This is a genomic window from Nocardia heshunensis, assembly GCF_054782115.1.
The window spans coordinates 800941-815030 of sequence record NZ_BAAGTC010000005.1; the positions used below are offsets into that span (position 1 = coordinate 800941).

15 protein-coding genes and 1 pseudogene are annotated in these 14090 nt (G+C 68.2%); 10 read left to right on the plus strand and 6 right to left on the minus strand.

The window, feature by feature from the left end; translation table 11 throughout:
- Positions 1 to 132: 132 nt before the first annotated feature.
- Positions 133 to 264 (minus strand): annotated as a pseudogene (locus ACYVN4_RS22560) (helix-turn-helix domain-containing protein); the annotation flags it as partial.
- Between the two features lie 191 nt (positions 265 to 455).
- Here ACYVN4_RS22560 and ACYVN4_RS22565 point away from each other — a divergent pair.
- Entirely contained in the window at positions 456 to 1472 is a 1017-nt protein-coding gene (locus ACYVN4_RS22565; protein WP_460723939.1) for a hypothetical protein, read from the plus strand.
- Here ACYVN4_RS22565 and ACYVN4_RS22570 read toward each other — a convergent pair.
- Together ACYVN4_RS22570 and ACYVN4_RS22575 are read right to left on the minus strand one after the other, a co-directional pair.
- Positions 1430 to 1642 (minus strand): hypothetical protein, encoded by a 213-nt coding sequence (locus ACYVN4_RS22570; RefSeq protein WP_460723940.1) that lies wholly within the window; start codon positions 1640 to 1642, stop codon positions 1430 to 1432. The genes ACYVN4_RS22565 and ACYVN4_RS22570 overlap by 43 nt on opposite strands.
- Before the next feature lie 74 nt (positions 1643 to 1716).
- Entirely contained in the window at positions 1717 to 2364 is a 648-nt protein-coding gene (locus ACYVN4_RS22575) for a TetR/AcrR family transcriptional regulator (RefSeq protein ID WP_460723941.1), read from the minus strand.
- A 150-nt stretch (positions 2365 to 2514) separates the two neighbouring features.
- Between ACYVN4_RS22575 and ACYVN4_RS22580 the strand changes: the two genes are divergently transcribed.
- The 3 genes from ACYVN4_RS22580 (at position 2515) to ACYVN4_RS22590 (ending at position 5775) form a co-directional block, all read left to right on the plus strand.
- Entirely contained in the window at positions 2515 to 3699 is a 1185-nt protein-coding gene (locus tag ACYVN4_RS22580; RefSeq protein WP_460723942.1) for an LLM class flavin-dependent oxidoreductase, read from the plus strand.
- 4 nt (positions 3700 to 3703) lie between these two features.
- A complete protein-coding gene (locus ACYVN4_RS22585) occupies positions 3704 to 4771 on the plus strand; it encodes an alcohol dehydrogenase catalytic domain-containing protein (protein WP_460723943.1) in 1068 nt (355 codons plus the stop codon).
- A gap of 167 nt (positions 4772 to 4938) precedes the next feature.
- Positions 4939 to 5775, plus strand: coding sequence for a ParA family protein (locus ACYVN4_RS22590; RefSeq protein WP_460723944.1), 837 nt, complete (start codon positions 4939 to 4941; stop codon positions 5773 to 5775).
- Here the strand turns inward: ACYVN4_RS22590 and ACYVN4_RS22595 are convergent.
- Positions 5748 to 6263 (minus strand): hypothetical protein, encoded by a 516-nt coding sequence (locus ACYVN4_RS22595; RefSeq protein ID WP_460723945.1) that lies wholly within the window; start codon positions 6261 to 6263, stop codon positions 5748 to 5750. The genes ACYVN4_RS22590 and ACYVN4_RS22595 overlap by 28 nt on opposite strands.
- Before the next feature lie 112 nt (positions 6264 to 6375).
- Here ACYVN4_RS22595 and ACYVN4_RS22600 point away from each other — a divergent pair, with 112 nt between their 5' ends.
- Genes ACYVN4_RS22600 through ACYVN4_RS22615 form a run of 4 tightly spaced genes read left to right on the plus strand, consistent with a single transcriptional unit; the run spans position 6376 to position 9571 of the window.
- Positions 6376 to 7140: an ATP-binding cassette domain-containing protein gene (locus tag ACYVN4_RS22600; protein WP_460723946.1), complete on the plus strand. Its 765-nt coding sequence runs from the start codon at positions 6376 to 6378 to the stop codon at positions 7138 to 7140.
- Positions 7137 to 8153 carry an ABC transporter permease gene (locus tag ACYVN4_RS22605; RefSeq protein WP_460723947.1) on the plus strand — a complete coding sequence of 339 codons (1017 nt, stop codon included), beginning with the start codon at positions 7137 to 7139 and terminating at the stop codon, positions 8151 to 8153. The genes ACYVN4_RS22600 and ACYVN4_RS22605 overlap by 4 nt, the downstream gene beginning before the upstream one ends.
- A gap of 28 nt (positions 8154 to 8181) precedes the next feature.
- On the plus strand, positions 8182 to 9159 hold the full coding sequence (locus ACYVN4_RS22610) for an ABC transporter substrate-binding protein (protein WP_460723948.1): 978 nt from the start codon (positions 8182 to 8184) through the stop codon (positions 9157 to 9159).
- Between the two features lie 46 nt (positions 9160 to 9205).
- On the plus strand, positions 9206 to 9571 hold the full coding sequence (locus tag ACYVN4_RS22615) for a hypothetical protein (protein WP_460723949.1): 366 nt from the start codon (positions 9206 to 9208) through the stop codon (positions 9569 to 9571).
- Positions 9572 to 9623: 52 nt separating this feature from the next.
- Here the strand turns inward: ACYVN4_RS22615 and ACYVN4_RS22620 are convergent, their stop codons facing one another.
- Positions 9624 to 10598, minus strand: a complete 975-nt coding sequence (locus ACYVN4_RS22620) for an Lrp/AsnC family transcriptional regulator (RefSeq protein WP_460723950.1) — start codon at positions 10596 to 10598, stop codon at positions 9624 to 9626.
- A 110-nt stretch (positions 10599 to 10708) separates the two neighbouring features.
- On the opposite strand from ACYVN4_RS22620, the gene ACYVN4_RS22625 reads away from it, so the two are divergent.
- Together ACYVN4_RS22625 and ACYVN4_RS22630 are read left to right on the plus strand one after the other, a co-directional pair.
- Positions 10709 to 12157, plus strand: a complete 1449-nt coding sequence (locus ACYVN4_RS22625; RefSeq protein ID WP_460723951.1) for an FAD-dependent monooxygenase — start codon at positions 10709 to 10711, stop codon at positions 12155 to 12157.
- Positions 12158 to 12194: 37 nt separating this feature from the next.
- Complete coding sequence (locus tag ACYVN4_RS22630; RefSeq protein ID WP_460723952.1) at positions 12195 to 13031, plus strand: SecDF P1 head subdomain-containing protein; 837 nt, start codon at positions 12195 to 12197, stop codon at positions 13029 to 13031.
- 18 nt (positions 13032 to 13049) lie between these two features.
- Here ACYVN4_RS22630 and ACYVN4_RS22635 read toward each other — a convergent pair whose 3' ends face one another.
- Positions 13050 to 14015: an NAD(P)/FAD-dependent oxidoreductase gene (locus tag ACYVN4_RS22635; RefSeq protein WP_460723953.1), complete on the minus strand. Its 966-nt coding sequence runs from the start codon at positions 14013 to 14015 to the stop codon at positions 13050 to 13052.
- Positions 14016 to 14090 lie beyond the last annotated feature (75 nt).

Consider the following 14090-nt stretch of genomic DNA (forward strand, 5'->3'; position numbering starts at 1 on the left):
GAATTCCGCGGGCACGCCGGGATTCTCGGGCGCCTCGCTCGAGTGCGCCGCGGGCGGACGGGGTGTGCGGCGGGCCCGCTGCGCGGTCGCCAACTGGGCGAGATCCGCGCGATAGCGGCCGGGACCACCGTTGCGGGCGACCTCCCGGGTGACCGTGGAGGTGGGACGGCCCAACCGCCGGGCGATCTCGGCATGGTCCAGGCCGCGCGCCAGCCCCGCGCCGATCAGGTCCCGATCGGCTCTGCTCAACCTGCTGCCCGGCATCGATCCCTCCGCATGGTGCTATCTCGCCAGTATGCGCAGGATGCGGAACCCGGTGCAACGCAGCGGCTCTCGCGGGCATTGAGCGGCAAGGTCATTGCAATCACCGATTCCCGGGCTGGCCAGCGCCGATACCGCACCGGCAGACCGTGATTCCGTTGACCGGCCATCGGCTCGAACCTAACGTCGGGCCCATGCGAGCCAGAGGAATCACCTATGACACCGGCTTCACCCCGGGCGGCCGGAGTACGCGGCCCGACTTCGATCCCGACGCCGTGCAACGCGAAATACGCACCATCGCCGAGGATCTGCAGTGCGACGCCGTCCGGATCACCGGCGGCGACCCCGAACGCCTGACCGTCGCGGCTCGCCACGCCGTCGATGCCGGGCTCGAAGTCTGGTTCTCGCCCTTCCCCAGCGAACTGTCCTCGGACGAACTACTCCCCTACTTCGACGAGTGCGCACAGCTGGCCGAATCGGTCGGAGCGCAGGTCTTCGTCACCGGTTGTGAGCTCAGCCTTTTCGGGCCGGGGTTCCTGCCCGGCGACGACAGCTTCGCCCGCATCGCAACGCTCACCCAGGGTTTCGGTGAGACCGCGGCCGAACTCGAGCGGGCCGCCACGACCCTGAACGAGCTGCTGGCGCGGATCGTGGCGCGCGTCCGGGAACGCTTCAGCGGCAAGGTCACCTACGCGTCCGGCGTCTGGGAGTCGATCGACTGGACGCCCTTCGACATCATCGGCGTCGACGCCTACGGCGATCCCGCCGACCCGGCCTACCGGGCCGGGGTGCGCGAACTACTGAAGCTGGGCAAGCCGCTGGCCGCCACCGAGGTCGGCTGCTGCACCTATCGGGGTGCGGCCGAACGCGGCGGAATCGGCTGGGACATCCTCGATTACGAGGCGGAACCGCCGCGGATCAAGGGCGACTACCTACGCGACGAGGACGAGCCGGTCCGCTACATGCGTGCCCTGTTCGAGCTCTTCGACGAGGAGTCGGTGGATACCGCATTCTGGTTCACCTTCGCCGGATACACCTACACGCACCGGCCCGACCCGCACTACGACCTCGACCTCGCCTCATACGGGGTCTGCGCGGTCCAGCCCGACGGCACCCTCACCCCCAAGCGCGCTTTCCACGCGCTGGCGGAGATCTGCGGCAAGGGAATTCAGCCCGCTAGCGCCTCCGGCGGCGCGGCCAGCGCGGGATAGTGCCGGCGCAGGCGATCGAGCTGGTTCTCGACGGCGCGCAGGTCGGCGCGTTTGCGGGCCTGCGCATCGGGGCGAGTCACGTACTGCAGCTCGCGGTTCAGCATGTCGGCGTGGGAGCGGAGTTCCTTGACCAGGACTCGGGCTTGGGCGAGTTCGGGGTCTTCGCTCATGGGGGACTCGCTTTCGCAGTCTCAGGGGTGCGCGAAGTATGTCATGTTTCGTCCACCTTCGCTTCACCGAAGATTCAGCGAATCGTTCCACCCAGCAGCCGGTCCAATCCGCCGATGAGGAAGATCACTTGATCCTCGTAGAGCGCGGTCAGTTCCGGCTCGGGCGGCGGGGTTGTGCCGGGATGCCATTCGTCGGCCCGGCTCAGGGCCTGCAGAAATCCCATGAGGGCGATGGCCCAGCGGGCTTCCAGGCGGGCCGGATCCGAATCCGGGAACGCGCGGCGGAGCTGCACGAGCAGCAGGTCGGGCAGGTCGCCTTCGGCGGCGGTGAGCGCGGGGTGGGCGTGCAGCGACAACCGGGTGACGATCTTGATCCAGCGCATACCGCGAGTGCGGTGCCGCAGCAACAGGTCCCGATAGGGCTCGGTGACCGCCCGCACCAGAGACTCCGCGGTGGGCGGGGTTTCGTCGGCCGCGAGCCGCTCGGCATTGGCGCGAATGCGATCGCGGACGGTCGCGCCGAGATCGAGCAGCACGGCCGCGATCAGATCGTCCTTGGTGCCGAAGTGGTAGTTGACCGAGGCGGGACCGAGCCCGGCGGCCGCGTTCACCGCACGCACCGACACCGCGTCCACCCCGTGGGCCGCGAAGAGACGCTCGGCGGTCTTCACCAGCCGGGTGCGGGTCGCGGCGCCCTGGCGATTCTGGGTCGGGACGGTCATGTCCACGAGCTTGGCACACCGGGCATATCGCCTCGTCGGGCCGTCTCCCACTCACCGGGACCGACCAACTTATGGATCACTTGATCCAGTTTTACTCGGGGTACCGCAGCGGGCGACGAAGCCCGGTGCACTCGGGTAAGGAGATCCACGGTGTGGACCGCTGATTCGATGAAATTCGGGGCCTTCCTCGCGCCCTATCACCCCCTCGACGCCGATCCCGCGCTGCAACTGCGCCGCGATATCGATCTCATGGAGCACCTGGACCACCTCGGGTTCGACGAGGCGTGGATGGGCGAGCACCACTCCACCGGAGCCGAAATCGTGCCCGCGCCCGATGTTTTCATCGCCGCGGCCGCCGAACGCACGCAGCGGATTCGCTTCGGCACCGGCGTGGTGTCGCTGCCGTATCACCATCCGCTGGTCACCGTGGACCGCATCACCCAACTGGATCTGCAGACCCGCGGGCGACTCATCTTCGGCACCGGGCCCGGCAAGATTCCGCTCGACGCGCACATGATGGGCATCGACCCCTCCGATCAGCGCCGCCGACAAGGTGAGGCCCTGGAAGCGATTCTGGCGCTGCTGCGCGGCGAGGTCGTGAACATGACCACCGACTGGTTCACGTTGCGTGACGCCCGCGCCCAGCTGCCGACCTACGACCCGGCGGGCATCGAGGTCGCGACCGCGTCGACCATCTCGCCCAACGGGTCGGTGCTGGCGGGCACGCACGGGCTGTCGCTGCTGTCGCTGGCGGCCAGCTCGCCCATGGGATTCGAAGTGCTGGATCGCAATTGGGGCGTGTACGAGAAGGTGTGCGCCGAAAACGGTTACACCGCCGATCGGTCGCGGTGGCGGCTGGTCAACCCGATCTTCCTGGCCGAGACACGGGCCGACGCCGAGCGCGCGGTGAGTCGCCGCATCGGATCCATGGCGGCGTACGTGAACCGGCAGACCGGTGAACAGCCCGCGTGGGCCGACACGCCCAAGGGCATCATCGATCAGTGGCGCAATGAGAACCTCGGCGAATTCGGGCAGGCCATCATCGGCACGCCCGACGAGGCGATCGCGCGGATCGAGGCGCTGATCGAGAAGACCGGCGGCTTCGGCACCATGCTCGTGCTGCACGTGGACATGGCCAGCTGGGAGGACACCAAGCGCAGCTACGAGCTGTTCGCTTCGGAGGTGATCCCGTATTTCAAGAACCGCAATCGGCGGCGCGAGGACAGCCTGCAGTACGCGGCCGACAATCGGGAGCTGCTGATCGGGCAGCTGGTCACCGCGATCACCAAGGCGCACACCGACTACTACGGCGGCGCTGCCGCGACGGGAGCGTGACCCCATGCGCGCCACACAGTTTCTGAACGGCCGTTTCAGCGCCACCGAGGTGGCCGACCCGCCCGCGCTGGGTCCCGGGCAGCTGCGCATCGCGGTGGCCGCCTGCGGCATCTGCGGCAGCGATCTGTCGATGTCGAAGGATCCGTGCCGGTTCGTGCAGGTGGCCGCCGGCAGCGGGTATCCGCTGGCCACCTTCGATACCGACCGACCGGTGGTGCTCGGGCACGAGTACGCCGGAATCGTCTCCGAAATCGGGCCGGGGGTCACGGATTTCGCGGTCGGGGATCGGGTCGCCGGGATCGGGCTGGCGACCGAGCAATCGACCGGCATTCCGACCATCATCGGGTATTCGAACGAGTATCACGGGGCGTTCGGGGAGAGCATCGTCGTCGACGCCTTCTGGGTGCGGCAGGTTCCGGACGGTCTGTCGCTCGAGCACGCCACCCTGGCCGAACCGCTGCACGTGGGTGAGATGCACGTGCAGCAGTCCGGGCTCACCGCCGCGGATTCGGCGCTCGTGATCGGCTGCGGGACCATCGGACTCGGGGCCATCATCGCGGCCAAGGCGCACGGGGCGCGCCTGGTCGTCGCGTCGGAGCCCTCGCCCAAGCGGCGCGAGTTGGCGCGGGCGGTCGGCGCGGATCTGGTGGTGGATCCGAACGAACAGGATCCGATCCAGGCGTGGGCCGAGGCGGTCGCGCAATCGGACTCGGTGGTCGGGCAGTCCGGCACGGGCATTCTCATCGCCTACGAATGCAGTGGTCGCGCGGGCATTCTCGGCACGCTCATGCGGACCATGCCGTTCAATTCGCGCATCCAGGTGCTGGCCGCGCCGTTCGACGACGAACCGATCATCCCGGTGGTCGGCCAGTTCCGGCGCATCGCGGTCAATTTCGGGCACGGGCCGTACGAGAACGCCTACGACATCACGCTGCAGCGGCTCGCCGACGGCGAAATCGATGCCGAGGCACTGATCACCGGCCGAGTCGGCCTGGACGGCGTGGCCGACGCCTTCACCGTACTGCGGCAACCCGACCAGCACGTCAAGATCATCGTCCTGCCCGGTCAGTAGTCCGGAGCCGGTCGTCGAGTGGCACATCGCCGAGGGGATTTGTCCGAATCGCCCGGTGCCGGTGTGCCACTCGACGACGTGTCGCGAGGCAGGGGCGAGTTTCTCGTGAGGGAGGACTCAGTGGCTGGGTTCAAAGGAAACCGGTTGCCACGGGTTAGGGTGGCTAAATGTTGGCAAACAATCCAGGCGGCGCGGCAGGGCAGGCCCGGGTGATTGCGCTGTGCAATCAGAAGGGCGGGGTGGGTAAGACCACCTCGACGGTCAATCTGGGTGCCGCGCTTGCCGAGTTGGGGCTGAAGGTGCTGCTGGTGGATCTCGATCCGCAGGGGGCGCTGTCCGCGGCACTGGGGGTGGCGCACCATACGCTCGAACTGACGGTGTACGACCTACTCGGGCGCAATGCGCCGCCGATCGATGACGTACTCATCAAGTCCAGTGTGGCGAATCTGCATCTGCTGCCCAGCAATATCGATCTGTCCGCGGCGGAGATCCAACTGGTCAACGAGGTCGGGCGGGAACATTCGCTGCGACGGGTGCTCGATCCGATCCGAGACCGCTACGACTACATCCTCATCGACTGCCAGCCGTCGCTGAGCCTGCTCACCGTGAACGCGCTCGCCTGCGCGGACGGTGTCATCGTTCCGATGGAATGCGAATACTTTTCGCTGCGCGGGCTGGCGCTGCTCAACGACACCATGGACAAGGTGCGCGAGCGGCTGAATCCCGGCCTGGAACTCTCGGGCATCGTGGTCACCATGTACGACCCGCGACTGCTGCACTCGCGGCAGGTGCGCGATCGGGTCGCCGAATCCTTCGGTGAGCTGCTCTACGAGACGGTGATCTCGCGGACCGTGCGGTTCCCCGACTCCACCATCGCCGGGGAACCGCTGACCAAGTGGGATCCGAAATCTCGTGGCGCCGAGCAGTACCGCGAACTGGCCCAGGAATTCCTGCGCCGCTCCGACCAGCCCGGCAGTCAGTTGATGATGTCCTCGATGCAGTAGCTCTGCGCCCCCGCGCGCAGGGTGAAGGTGACGATCGTGGTCATGGTGGACGAATTCGTCACCGGGACGGTCACTTCCGCGCCACCGTCACCGGTGCGCCGCGCGGCCATCCGATCGTTGTCGAAGGATATTGTGCCGGTGAGTTTTCCGGGATTGTTCGCCAGCACCGAACCGGTGCAGACCAGGGGATATCGACCCTCGGTGTCGTCGGGCAGCAGGGGCTGGCCGACCCAGCGCGAGAGGTAGCGGCGAACCGTATAGCGCGCATCGTCTTCGGTGAAGGCGGGTGCGGCGCTCGGCGCAGCCGCGGAAGTCACCGGTGTCGCCTCGGGGGTGGTGGCGCCCAGGGTGTCGAGGGAGCCGACCGGCTTCGGTAGCGCCTGATCGGCGGCCGGGGCATGGTTCGCGGACTGCGAACAACCAACGGCCAATACGCACCACGCGACGGTGCACAACACTTGCGGCACACGGATTCCAAGGCGGGTCACGCGCCCACCCTAGCCGTGTTCGTCATATCCGCCACGCCACGGAGAGATCGAACGTACGCTCGTTGAGCGGACCGGACGTCCGCTTCAGTCGATGTTGCCGGGGTGATCGCCGATGCCTGCCGTGGTCCTCGAAGCCGAGTTGCTCGAGAAGCGGTACGGCGGCGTGGAAGCATTGCGGGGAGCCAGCTTTCAGGTCGGGCCCGGCGAAGTCGTGGCGCTCATCGGGGACAACGGGGCGGGGAAATCCACGCTGGTCAAATGCCTGTCCGGGGCCGAGCAGCCCGATGGCGGGCGAATCCTGCTGGATGGCAAGCCGGTTCGGATGGCGTCACCGGTGGCGGCGCGGCGGCTCGGGGTCGAGACCGTCTATCAAGACTTGGCCGTGGCTCCCGATCTCGACCCGGCCGCCAATCTGTTTCTCGGACGCGAACTTCTGCGCGCGGGGGTGCTGGGCAGGCTCGGGATGCTGGACCGGAAGGCCATGAGAAGCCAGGCCGCCGAGCACTTTCAGCGCCTCGGCGTGGTGTTGCCGCGCGATGATGTGCCGATCGGATCGCTCTCGGGTGGACAGCGACAGACGGTTGCCGTTGCGCGAGCGGTCATGTGGGCCAGCAAGGTCGTGTTCATGGACGAGCCGACGGCCGCGCTCGGGGTAGTGCAGCGCGAGCGGGTGCTGGATGTCGTTCGGCGGGTGCGGGATCAGGGCATCGCGGTGGTGTTGATCAGCCACAACATGCCGGAGGTGCTGGCGGTCGCCGATCGGATCGAGGTGCTGCGGCTGGGGCGGCGAGTGGCGCGCTTCAGCGCCGCCGATGCCACCCTCGAACAACTCGTGGGGGCCATGACCGGCGCGCTGACCACGGAGGACGAATCGTGACAGCCCTGCGTACGGCCGTTCCGTCGACGCTGCGGCGGATCGCCTCGACCGGCACCTTCTGGATCGGGTGCGTGCTGGTGGTGCTGTATCTGGCGTTCAGCATCGCGCGGCCCGACGCCTTCCCGACCCGATTCACCTTGCAGACCTTGCTGATCGAGACCTCGGTGTTGCTGGTGCTGTCGGTCGGCATGACGTTCGTGATCATTACCGCCGGGATCGATCTGTCGGTCGGGATGGTGCTGATCTTCTCCGGCGTGCTCGCCGCCAAGACCATGGAATGGCTGAGCCCGGGCGAGGACGCCAGCCACGCCGGGTGGGGCATCATCCTGCTCGGACTGCTGATATCGCTTGCAGGCGGGGCTATCTGGGGCCTGGTCAACGGATTCCTGGTGGCCAAGGCCAAGATTCCGCCGCTCATCGTGACGCTCGGCTCGTTCGGCGCGGCACTCGGCGCGGCGCAGTTGATCACCGGTGGTGTGGATACCCGCACGGTGCCCGGAAAGCTGCGCGACTCACTGGGTTTCGGCACGGTGCTGGGCGGGATTCCCGATCTGGTGCTGGTGGCGGTACTGGTCACGGTGTTCGGGGCGTGGCTGCTGCACACCACCCGCTTCGGGCGCTACACCTATGCGATCGGGTCCAGCGCGGAGGCGGCACGACGCTCCGGGATCGGTGTCACGCGGCATTTGATCCTGGTCTATCTGATGGCCGGAATGCTCTCCGGCCTGGCGGGTTTCATGAATCTCGCCTACTTCGGCACCACCACCATCGCCGGGCACGGTACCGACAATCTCGACGCCATCGCGGGCGTGGTGATCGGCGGCACCAGCCTCTTCGGCGGGGTCGGGTCGGTGCTGGGCACCGTGATCGGGGTGTTCATCCCGTCGGTTTTGCGCAAGGGCTTCGTCATCGCGGGGGTGCCGGTGTTCTGGCAGCCCATCGCGGTGAGCGTCGTGCTCGTGGCGGCCGTGTGGTTCGACCAGATCCGCAGGCGGTCCCGGGACCGGAAATAACACAATGCAGTTCGAAGGTGAGGGCCTGATGATGAGGACAGGACGGGCGGCGATAGTGGCCGCCGTGGCCGTGGCGGTGGCCGGGCTAGTGGCGGGATGCGGTGGCTCGGTGAGCAGTTCGGGCGGCACCGACGCGAAAAAGCTCGTGCTCATCCCCGGTGTCGCGAACGAGCCCTTCTACATCTCCATGCAGTGCGGTGCGCAGGACGAGGCCAAGAAACTCGGCTACACCCTCGACACCCAGGCCCCCACCCAATTCGACGCCTCGATGCAGACGCCCATCGTCACCGGCGTGATCGCGAGCAAGCCCGGCGCGATCCTGATCGCGCCCACCCACGCGCAGGCCATGGCCAGCCCGATCAAGCAGGCCAAAGACGCGGGCATCAAGGTGATCGAGGTGGATACCGCGTTGGAGGACACCACGATCGCGCTGTCGTCCATCTCCTCCGACAATGTCAAGGGCGGGGAGCTGGCGGCGCAGACCCTCTCGAAACTGGTGGGCGACAAAGGATCCGTGTTGGTGATCAACACCAAGGCCGGAACCTCCACCACTGATCAACGCGCCCAGGGCTTCGAGGACGAACTGAAGAAGAACCACCCCGGCATGACGCCACTCGGCGTGCAGTACAACAACAATGAGGCCGCCCAGGCCGCCTCCATCGTCACCGCCACCCTGGCCGCCCACCCCGACCTGGCGGGCATCTTCGCCACCAACCTCAGCTCCGCCGAGGGCGCCGCCACCGGCCTGCGCAACGCGGGCAAACTCGGCCAGGTCAAGGTGGTCGGCTTCGACGCCAGCCCCAAGCAGGTCCAGGACCTCAAAGACGGCACCGTCCAGGCCCTGATCGCCCAAAACCCCGGCGACATCGGCAAACAGGGCGTAGACCAAGCCGCCGCCGCCCTCGACAGCAAGCCGGTCACCCGCACCATCCAAACCACAATGATCGCCATCACCCAGGACAACATGTCCACCAACGATCAATACTTCTATAAGTCCAAATGCTGACGGTCATCCGAAACCCGTTGTCCGCCACCAGATCCAGGAGTAACCCATGTTCCGCAAAATAGCCGCCACCACCATCATCGCCGCGGCCCTCACGGCCACCGGCACCGGCCTCGCCTCCGCCGTAGCCACCGACCCCGCACCCGTGGCCACCCCCGTAGCCGCGGTCACCCCGGTCGCCGCAGGCCAAACCCAAGCCCTCGCAGGCGGACAGATCGGCGGCGTAGTCGGCGGCGTCGCGGGTGCAGCCGTCGGCATCGTCGTAGGCGGCGCCATCGGCTGCGTAGTAGCCGCCCCCGTCTGCCCCGCCACCGTCCTCATCGGCGCCGGTATCGGCGGCGTAGCCGGCGCCGCCATCGGCGCCCCCATCGGCGCCGGCATCGGCAGCGCCCTCGGCGCCCAGATCCCGGGCTGACACCAACGAAATGCCGCCTCGGCCAGTCGGTTCCGAGGCGGCATTCGTTGTGTCAGAGGCGGAGTGGCGGGTAGGCGATGCGTTTGACCGTGCGGAGGATGGGGGCGGTTTCGATCCGCTGGATGCCGGAGGTGTCGGCGAGGCGTTCGGTCAGGTAGGTGTAGAGGGCAGTGTGGTCGGGGCAGAGGATGCTGGCCAGGAGGTTGGTGGGGCCGGTCGTCGCGGCCACGAAGGCTACTTCGGGGTGCGTGGCGAGAGCTTCGCCGAGGGGGCGGGTTTCGGTCGGAGCGCAGGTCAGCCACAGGAGGGCTCGGACAGCGAGACCTAGAAGGCGCCAGTCGAATTCGACTTCGTAGGTGAGAGCTCCGGCGGCGCGGAGGGCATGGAGGCGGCGGCGGATGGCGGATTCCGGGCGGCCGGTGGCGGTGGCGAGATCGGTGAGCGGGGTGCGACCGTCGGTGGACAGGGCAGTCAGGAGCGTGTGGTCGGTGGGGTCGAGGGTGAGGCGAGTGGGGGTCCGGGTGAGAGCGGGGCGGAGGGCTTCGATCTGTGCGGGGTCGAGGTGGCCGAGCTTCATGACCAGGGTGTCGGAGGGGGCGACGAAGCCGTGCAGGACGTAGTGGGCGGTGACGGATTCGACGCGGGCGGCCCGGGGTAGGCGGCGCAGCAGCGTGTCGCCGTCGGCGGGGTCGGAAACCTGGACCATGCAGGTGATCTCGGTGCCAGCGGAGGTGAGGCTGACCCAGGTGGTGTCGGGACGGCGGGCCAAGGAGTCGGCGATGGCTTCCGCGGCCGAGGGAACGCAGCGGACACGCAAGAACCAGACCACTTGGTCCAGGGTCGAGGGATCGAACACGCCGACCACGCGCAGCGCCCCGGAGGCGCGCAGGCGGACGTAGCGGCGGGCAATGGTCTTGTCGGAGACGCCGAGGACGGCGGCGAGCTTGCTCAATGGTGCGCGGCCGTCGATGTGCAGGGCGTGGACCAGGAGCCGGTCGAGCTCGTCGTAGCGGTCGAAAATCGGCACCACACCAGCCTGACATGTCGAATTACGGCATTCCACAAGGTTTTTCGTGACGGTAGCGGACGACGGCGGGACCGTGGTCGAGGTAAGCACCGAGGGTGAAGGAGCGCCTCATGAACACCGATGTACTGATCGCCGGAGCAGGTCCGACCGGCCTGATGGTGGCGGCCGAGCTGCGGCTCGCGGGTGTCGACGTACTGCTGGTCGACCGGCTCGCCGAGCCCGATGCCCTGGCGCGGGCGGCCGGAGTCCATTCCCGCACACTGGAAATCCTCGACCAGCGCGGACTGCTGCGACCGCTGCTGGCCACCGGCGACCATCCCCGCAATCCCGGTAACTTCGCCGGGCTCCCATTCCAGGCCGACCTGATCGACGAACGCCTGACCGGCAGGTTCATCCCGCAGTACATCGTCGAGGCCACCCTGGAACAGCGACTCCGGCAACTGGGTTCACGGGTCCACCGGAGCCACGAATTGACCGCTGTCACCAGTGATTCCGAAGGCATCGTAGCCACGGTCGCGCACGACGGTCACACTCGAACCATCCGCGCCGCGTACCTCGTGGCCGCCGACGGCGCGCACAGCACGGTGCGCACCGCACTCGGCATCGACTTCCCGGGCACCCCCGCCCGGTACACCACCGCCGTCGCCGACGTATGGCTGGCCGGGCGCCCCTTCGAAGGCAGCGGGTCCCAATGGCGTTGGGCGCCCGAAGGCGACTGGGCCACCCTGATCCCCTACGGCGACCACTTCCGGTTGGGTCTGGGCGGTCCCTCCCAGCCCCGGGATCGCCGGGTTCCGGTGTCGGAGTCCGAGATCCGCGCGGGCCTGGCGAGCCTGTTCGGTCTCGAGCCCGAGCGGATCGGCTACCGGTTCCGCATCACCGACGCCGCCCGGCAGGTGCGCGACTACCGCCACGATCGCGTCTTCCTCGCCGGGGATGCCGCTCACGTCCATCTCCCGTTCGCCGGTCAAGGCATGAACACCGGCATCCAGGACGCGTTCGATCTCGGCTGGAAACTCGCTGCCGCCGTGCACGGCTGGGCCGCGCCCGGCCTGCTGGACACCTACCACAGCGAGCGGCATCCGGTCGGTGCGCGGGTGCTGGCCAATGTGGCGGCCCAGAAGTCGCTGCTGGGGTGGACCGATAGCGTCGCGCCCACCGAACTCCGCGACCTGTTCGCCGAGCTCATGCGGCTGCCCGGCCCCGCCGGTTACCTGGCGGGAATGATCAGCGGGCAGGACATCCGCTACGACATGCCCGGCGCGCCCGCGCATCCGCTGCTCGGCCGTGCCGCACCGGACCGGCCGCTCCCGGACGAGACCGGCCGCCTCTATCACCGATTGCGTTCCGGCCGAGCGGTATTGCTGGCCGATCCGGAACTCGCCGAGGCGGCCGTCCCCTGGTCGGATCGCCTCGACATCGTCCCGGCACCGGACGCGGAAAGGCTGCTCATCCGGCCCGACGGGTACATCGCCTGGGCCACCGGGACACCGGAAACCCTGCGCTCCGCCCTCACCCGGTGGTTCGGTGTCCGGGCGGGCGTCGTCGTCCGGGCGTGACTATCATCGCGGAATCACACGCCATGAAGGGTTCCGGATGAGTTTGTCGAGATCGGTCGGTCGGTGGGGCCGGGCGACGGTCATCGGATTGGCGATCGTGGCGGCGGCGACTGCCTGTGGCGGACAGGACAAGCCGGGAACCGCGGTCGCCTTCCTCGGGCGCAATGCGGACGGCGGGATTCCGTCGGCGGGGACCATGGATCAGGCGCGGCAGACCGTGGAGAAGCGGGCCGAGGGGTTGGGGCTCGGGAAGACGACGGTCAGCGTCGACACCGACATGATGACCATCGTGGTGGCCGGGGATGACGGCAGTGTGGCCCGGCTGCTCGCCAAGACCGGACGGGTATTGCTGCGACCGGTGTTGACCAGCAAGCCGTTTCAGGTGGCCACACAGCGGATCGTGCCGGGCCGCGACGCCCGGCAGAGCAACGATCCGGCAGTGCAGACGGCCACGATGGCCGGGATCGACTGTCGGTTGCCCGATCCGCTGCTGGGCGGCGACGACGCCACGCAACCACTGGTGACCTGTGCCAATACTGCCGATACCGTCTATCTGCTGGGACCGGCGGTCGTCGACGGGCGCGAGATCTCCGACGCCAAGGGCGCGATGGACACCCGCACGGCGCGCTACGGGGTGAACGTGACCTTCACCGATACCGGGGCCCGGCAGTTCGCGCAGTACACCGCGGCGAATCTCGGCAAGCAGTTCGCCTTCGCCGTCGATTCCCAGGTGGTGTCGGCGCCGGTGATCCAGAGCGCCGTCACCGGAGGTCAGGCGCAGATCGTCGGGAACTTCACCAAGGAGGCCGCGGACAATCTCGCGGCGGCCCTGCGCTACGGTGCGCTCCCGACGATCCTCACGCCGCAAGGGTGATTCACACCCCGCGCTGATTCACACCCGCGCCAGCGCGCGCTGTACCTCGACCGCCTGACGGGTCTCCTCGGCCACCAGATCGGCATTGATCTGCGCCCCGGCCATGGCACCGGCCGCCGCGGCGGCACCCACCTGCGCGGACAGGTCGCTGACGTTTCCGGCGGCCCAGACCCCGGGAATCTCGGTGCGGCCCATCGGATCGGCCGGGATGTATTCGCCTGCGCCGGTGGGGTGTTGGGTCGGTACCAAGCCCAGGTCCGCCAGGAATCCGGCGCGCGCCACCATGCGGGTGGGCGCGGCCAGCACGCCGCGCGCGACCACGGTGCCGTCGGCCAGCCGCACGCCGGTGAGCCGGTCCGCGCTCACCTCGACCGCCGCGATCTCCCCGTCCACGACCCGAATTCCCCGGGCCGCCAACTGCTCCGCTTCCTCCTCGGTCGGCGGGGTATTGGTGTGCGCGAAGTAGACGACGTCGGGCGTCCACTGCCGGAACAGCAGCGCCAAATGAATGCCCATGGGCCCCAGGCCGAGTACGCCGATGGGCTGATCGCGCACCTCCCAGCCGTGGCAGTACGGGCAGTGGATAACATCGTTGCCCCAGCGCTCGCGCAGCCCGGGGATCGGCGGCAGCTCGTCGACCAGGCCGGTGGTCACCAGCAGCCGACGCGCCCGCGTCGACTGGCCGTCGGCCAGGGTGACGACGAATTCCTCACCCTCCCGGACGATTCCACTCACTTCCCCCGACACCACGACGCCCCCGTACTGCCGCACTTCCTCGCGCCCGCGCGCCACCAGTTCCGAGGGCGCGACGCCCTCACGGGCGAACAATCCGTGCACCGCGTGCGCGGGCGCGTTGCGCGGGCTGCCCGCGTCGATCACCGCCACCGAGCGTCGCGCCCGGGCCAGCATCAGTCCTCCGTTCAGTCCCGCGGCTCCACCGCCGACTACCACCACGTCATAGCTGCTGTTCAGCTGATCGGTCATCGATGACCACCTCCTGACTTCGAAGATGCCGCGCCCACGACCAAGCTGGCAACCTTGTTTGCCGATATGGCAAAC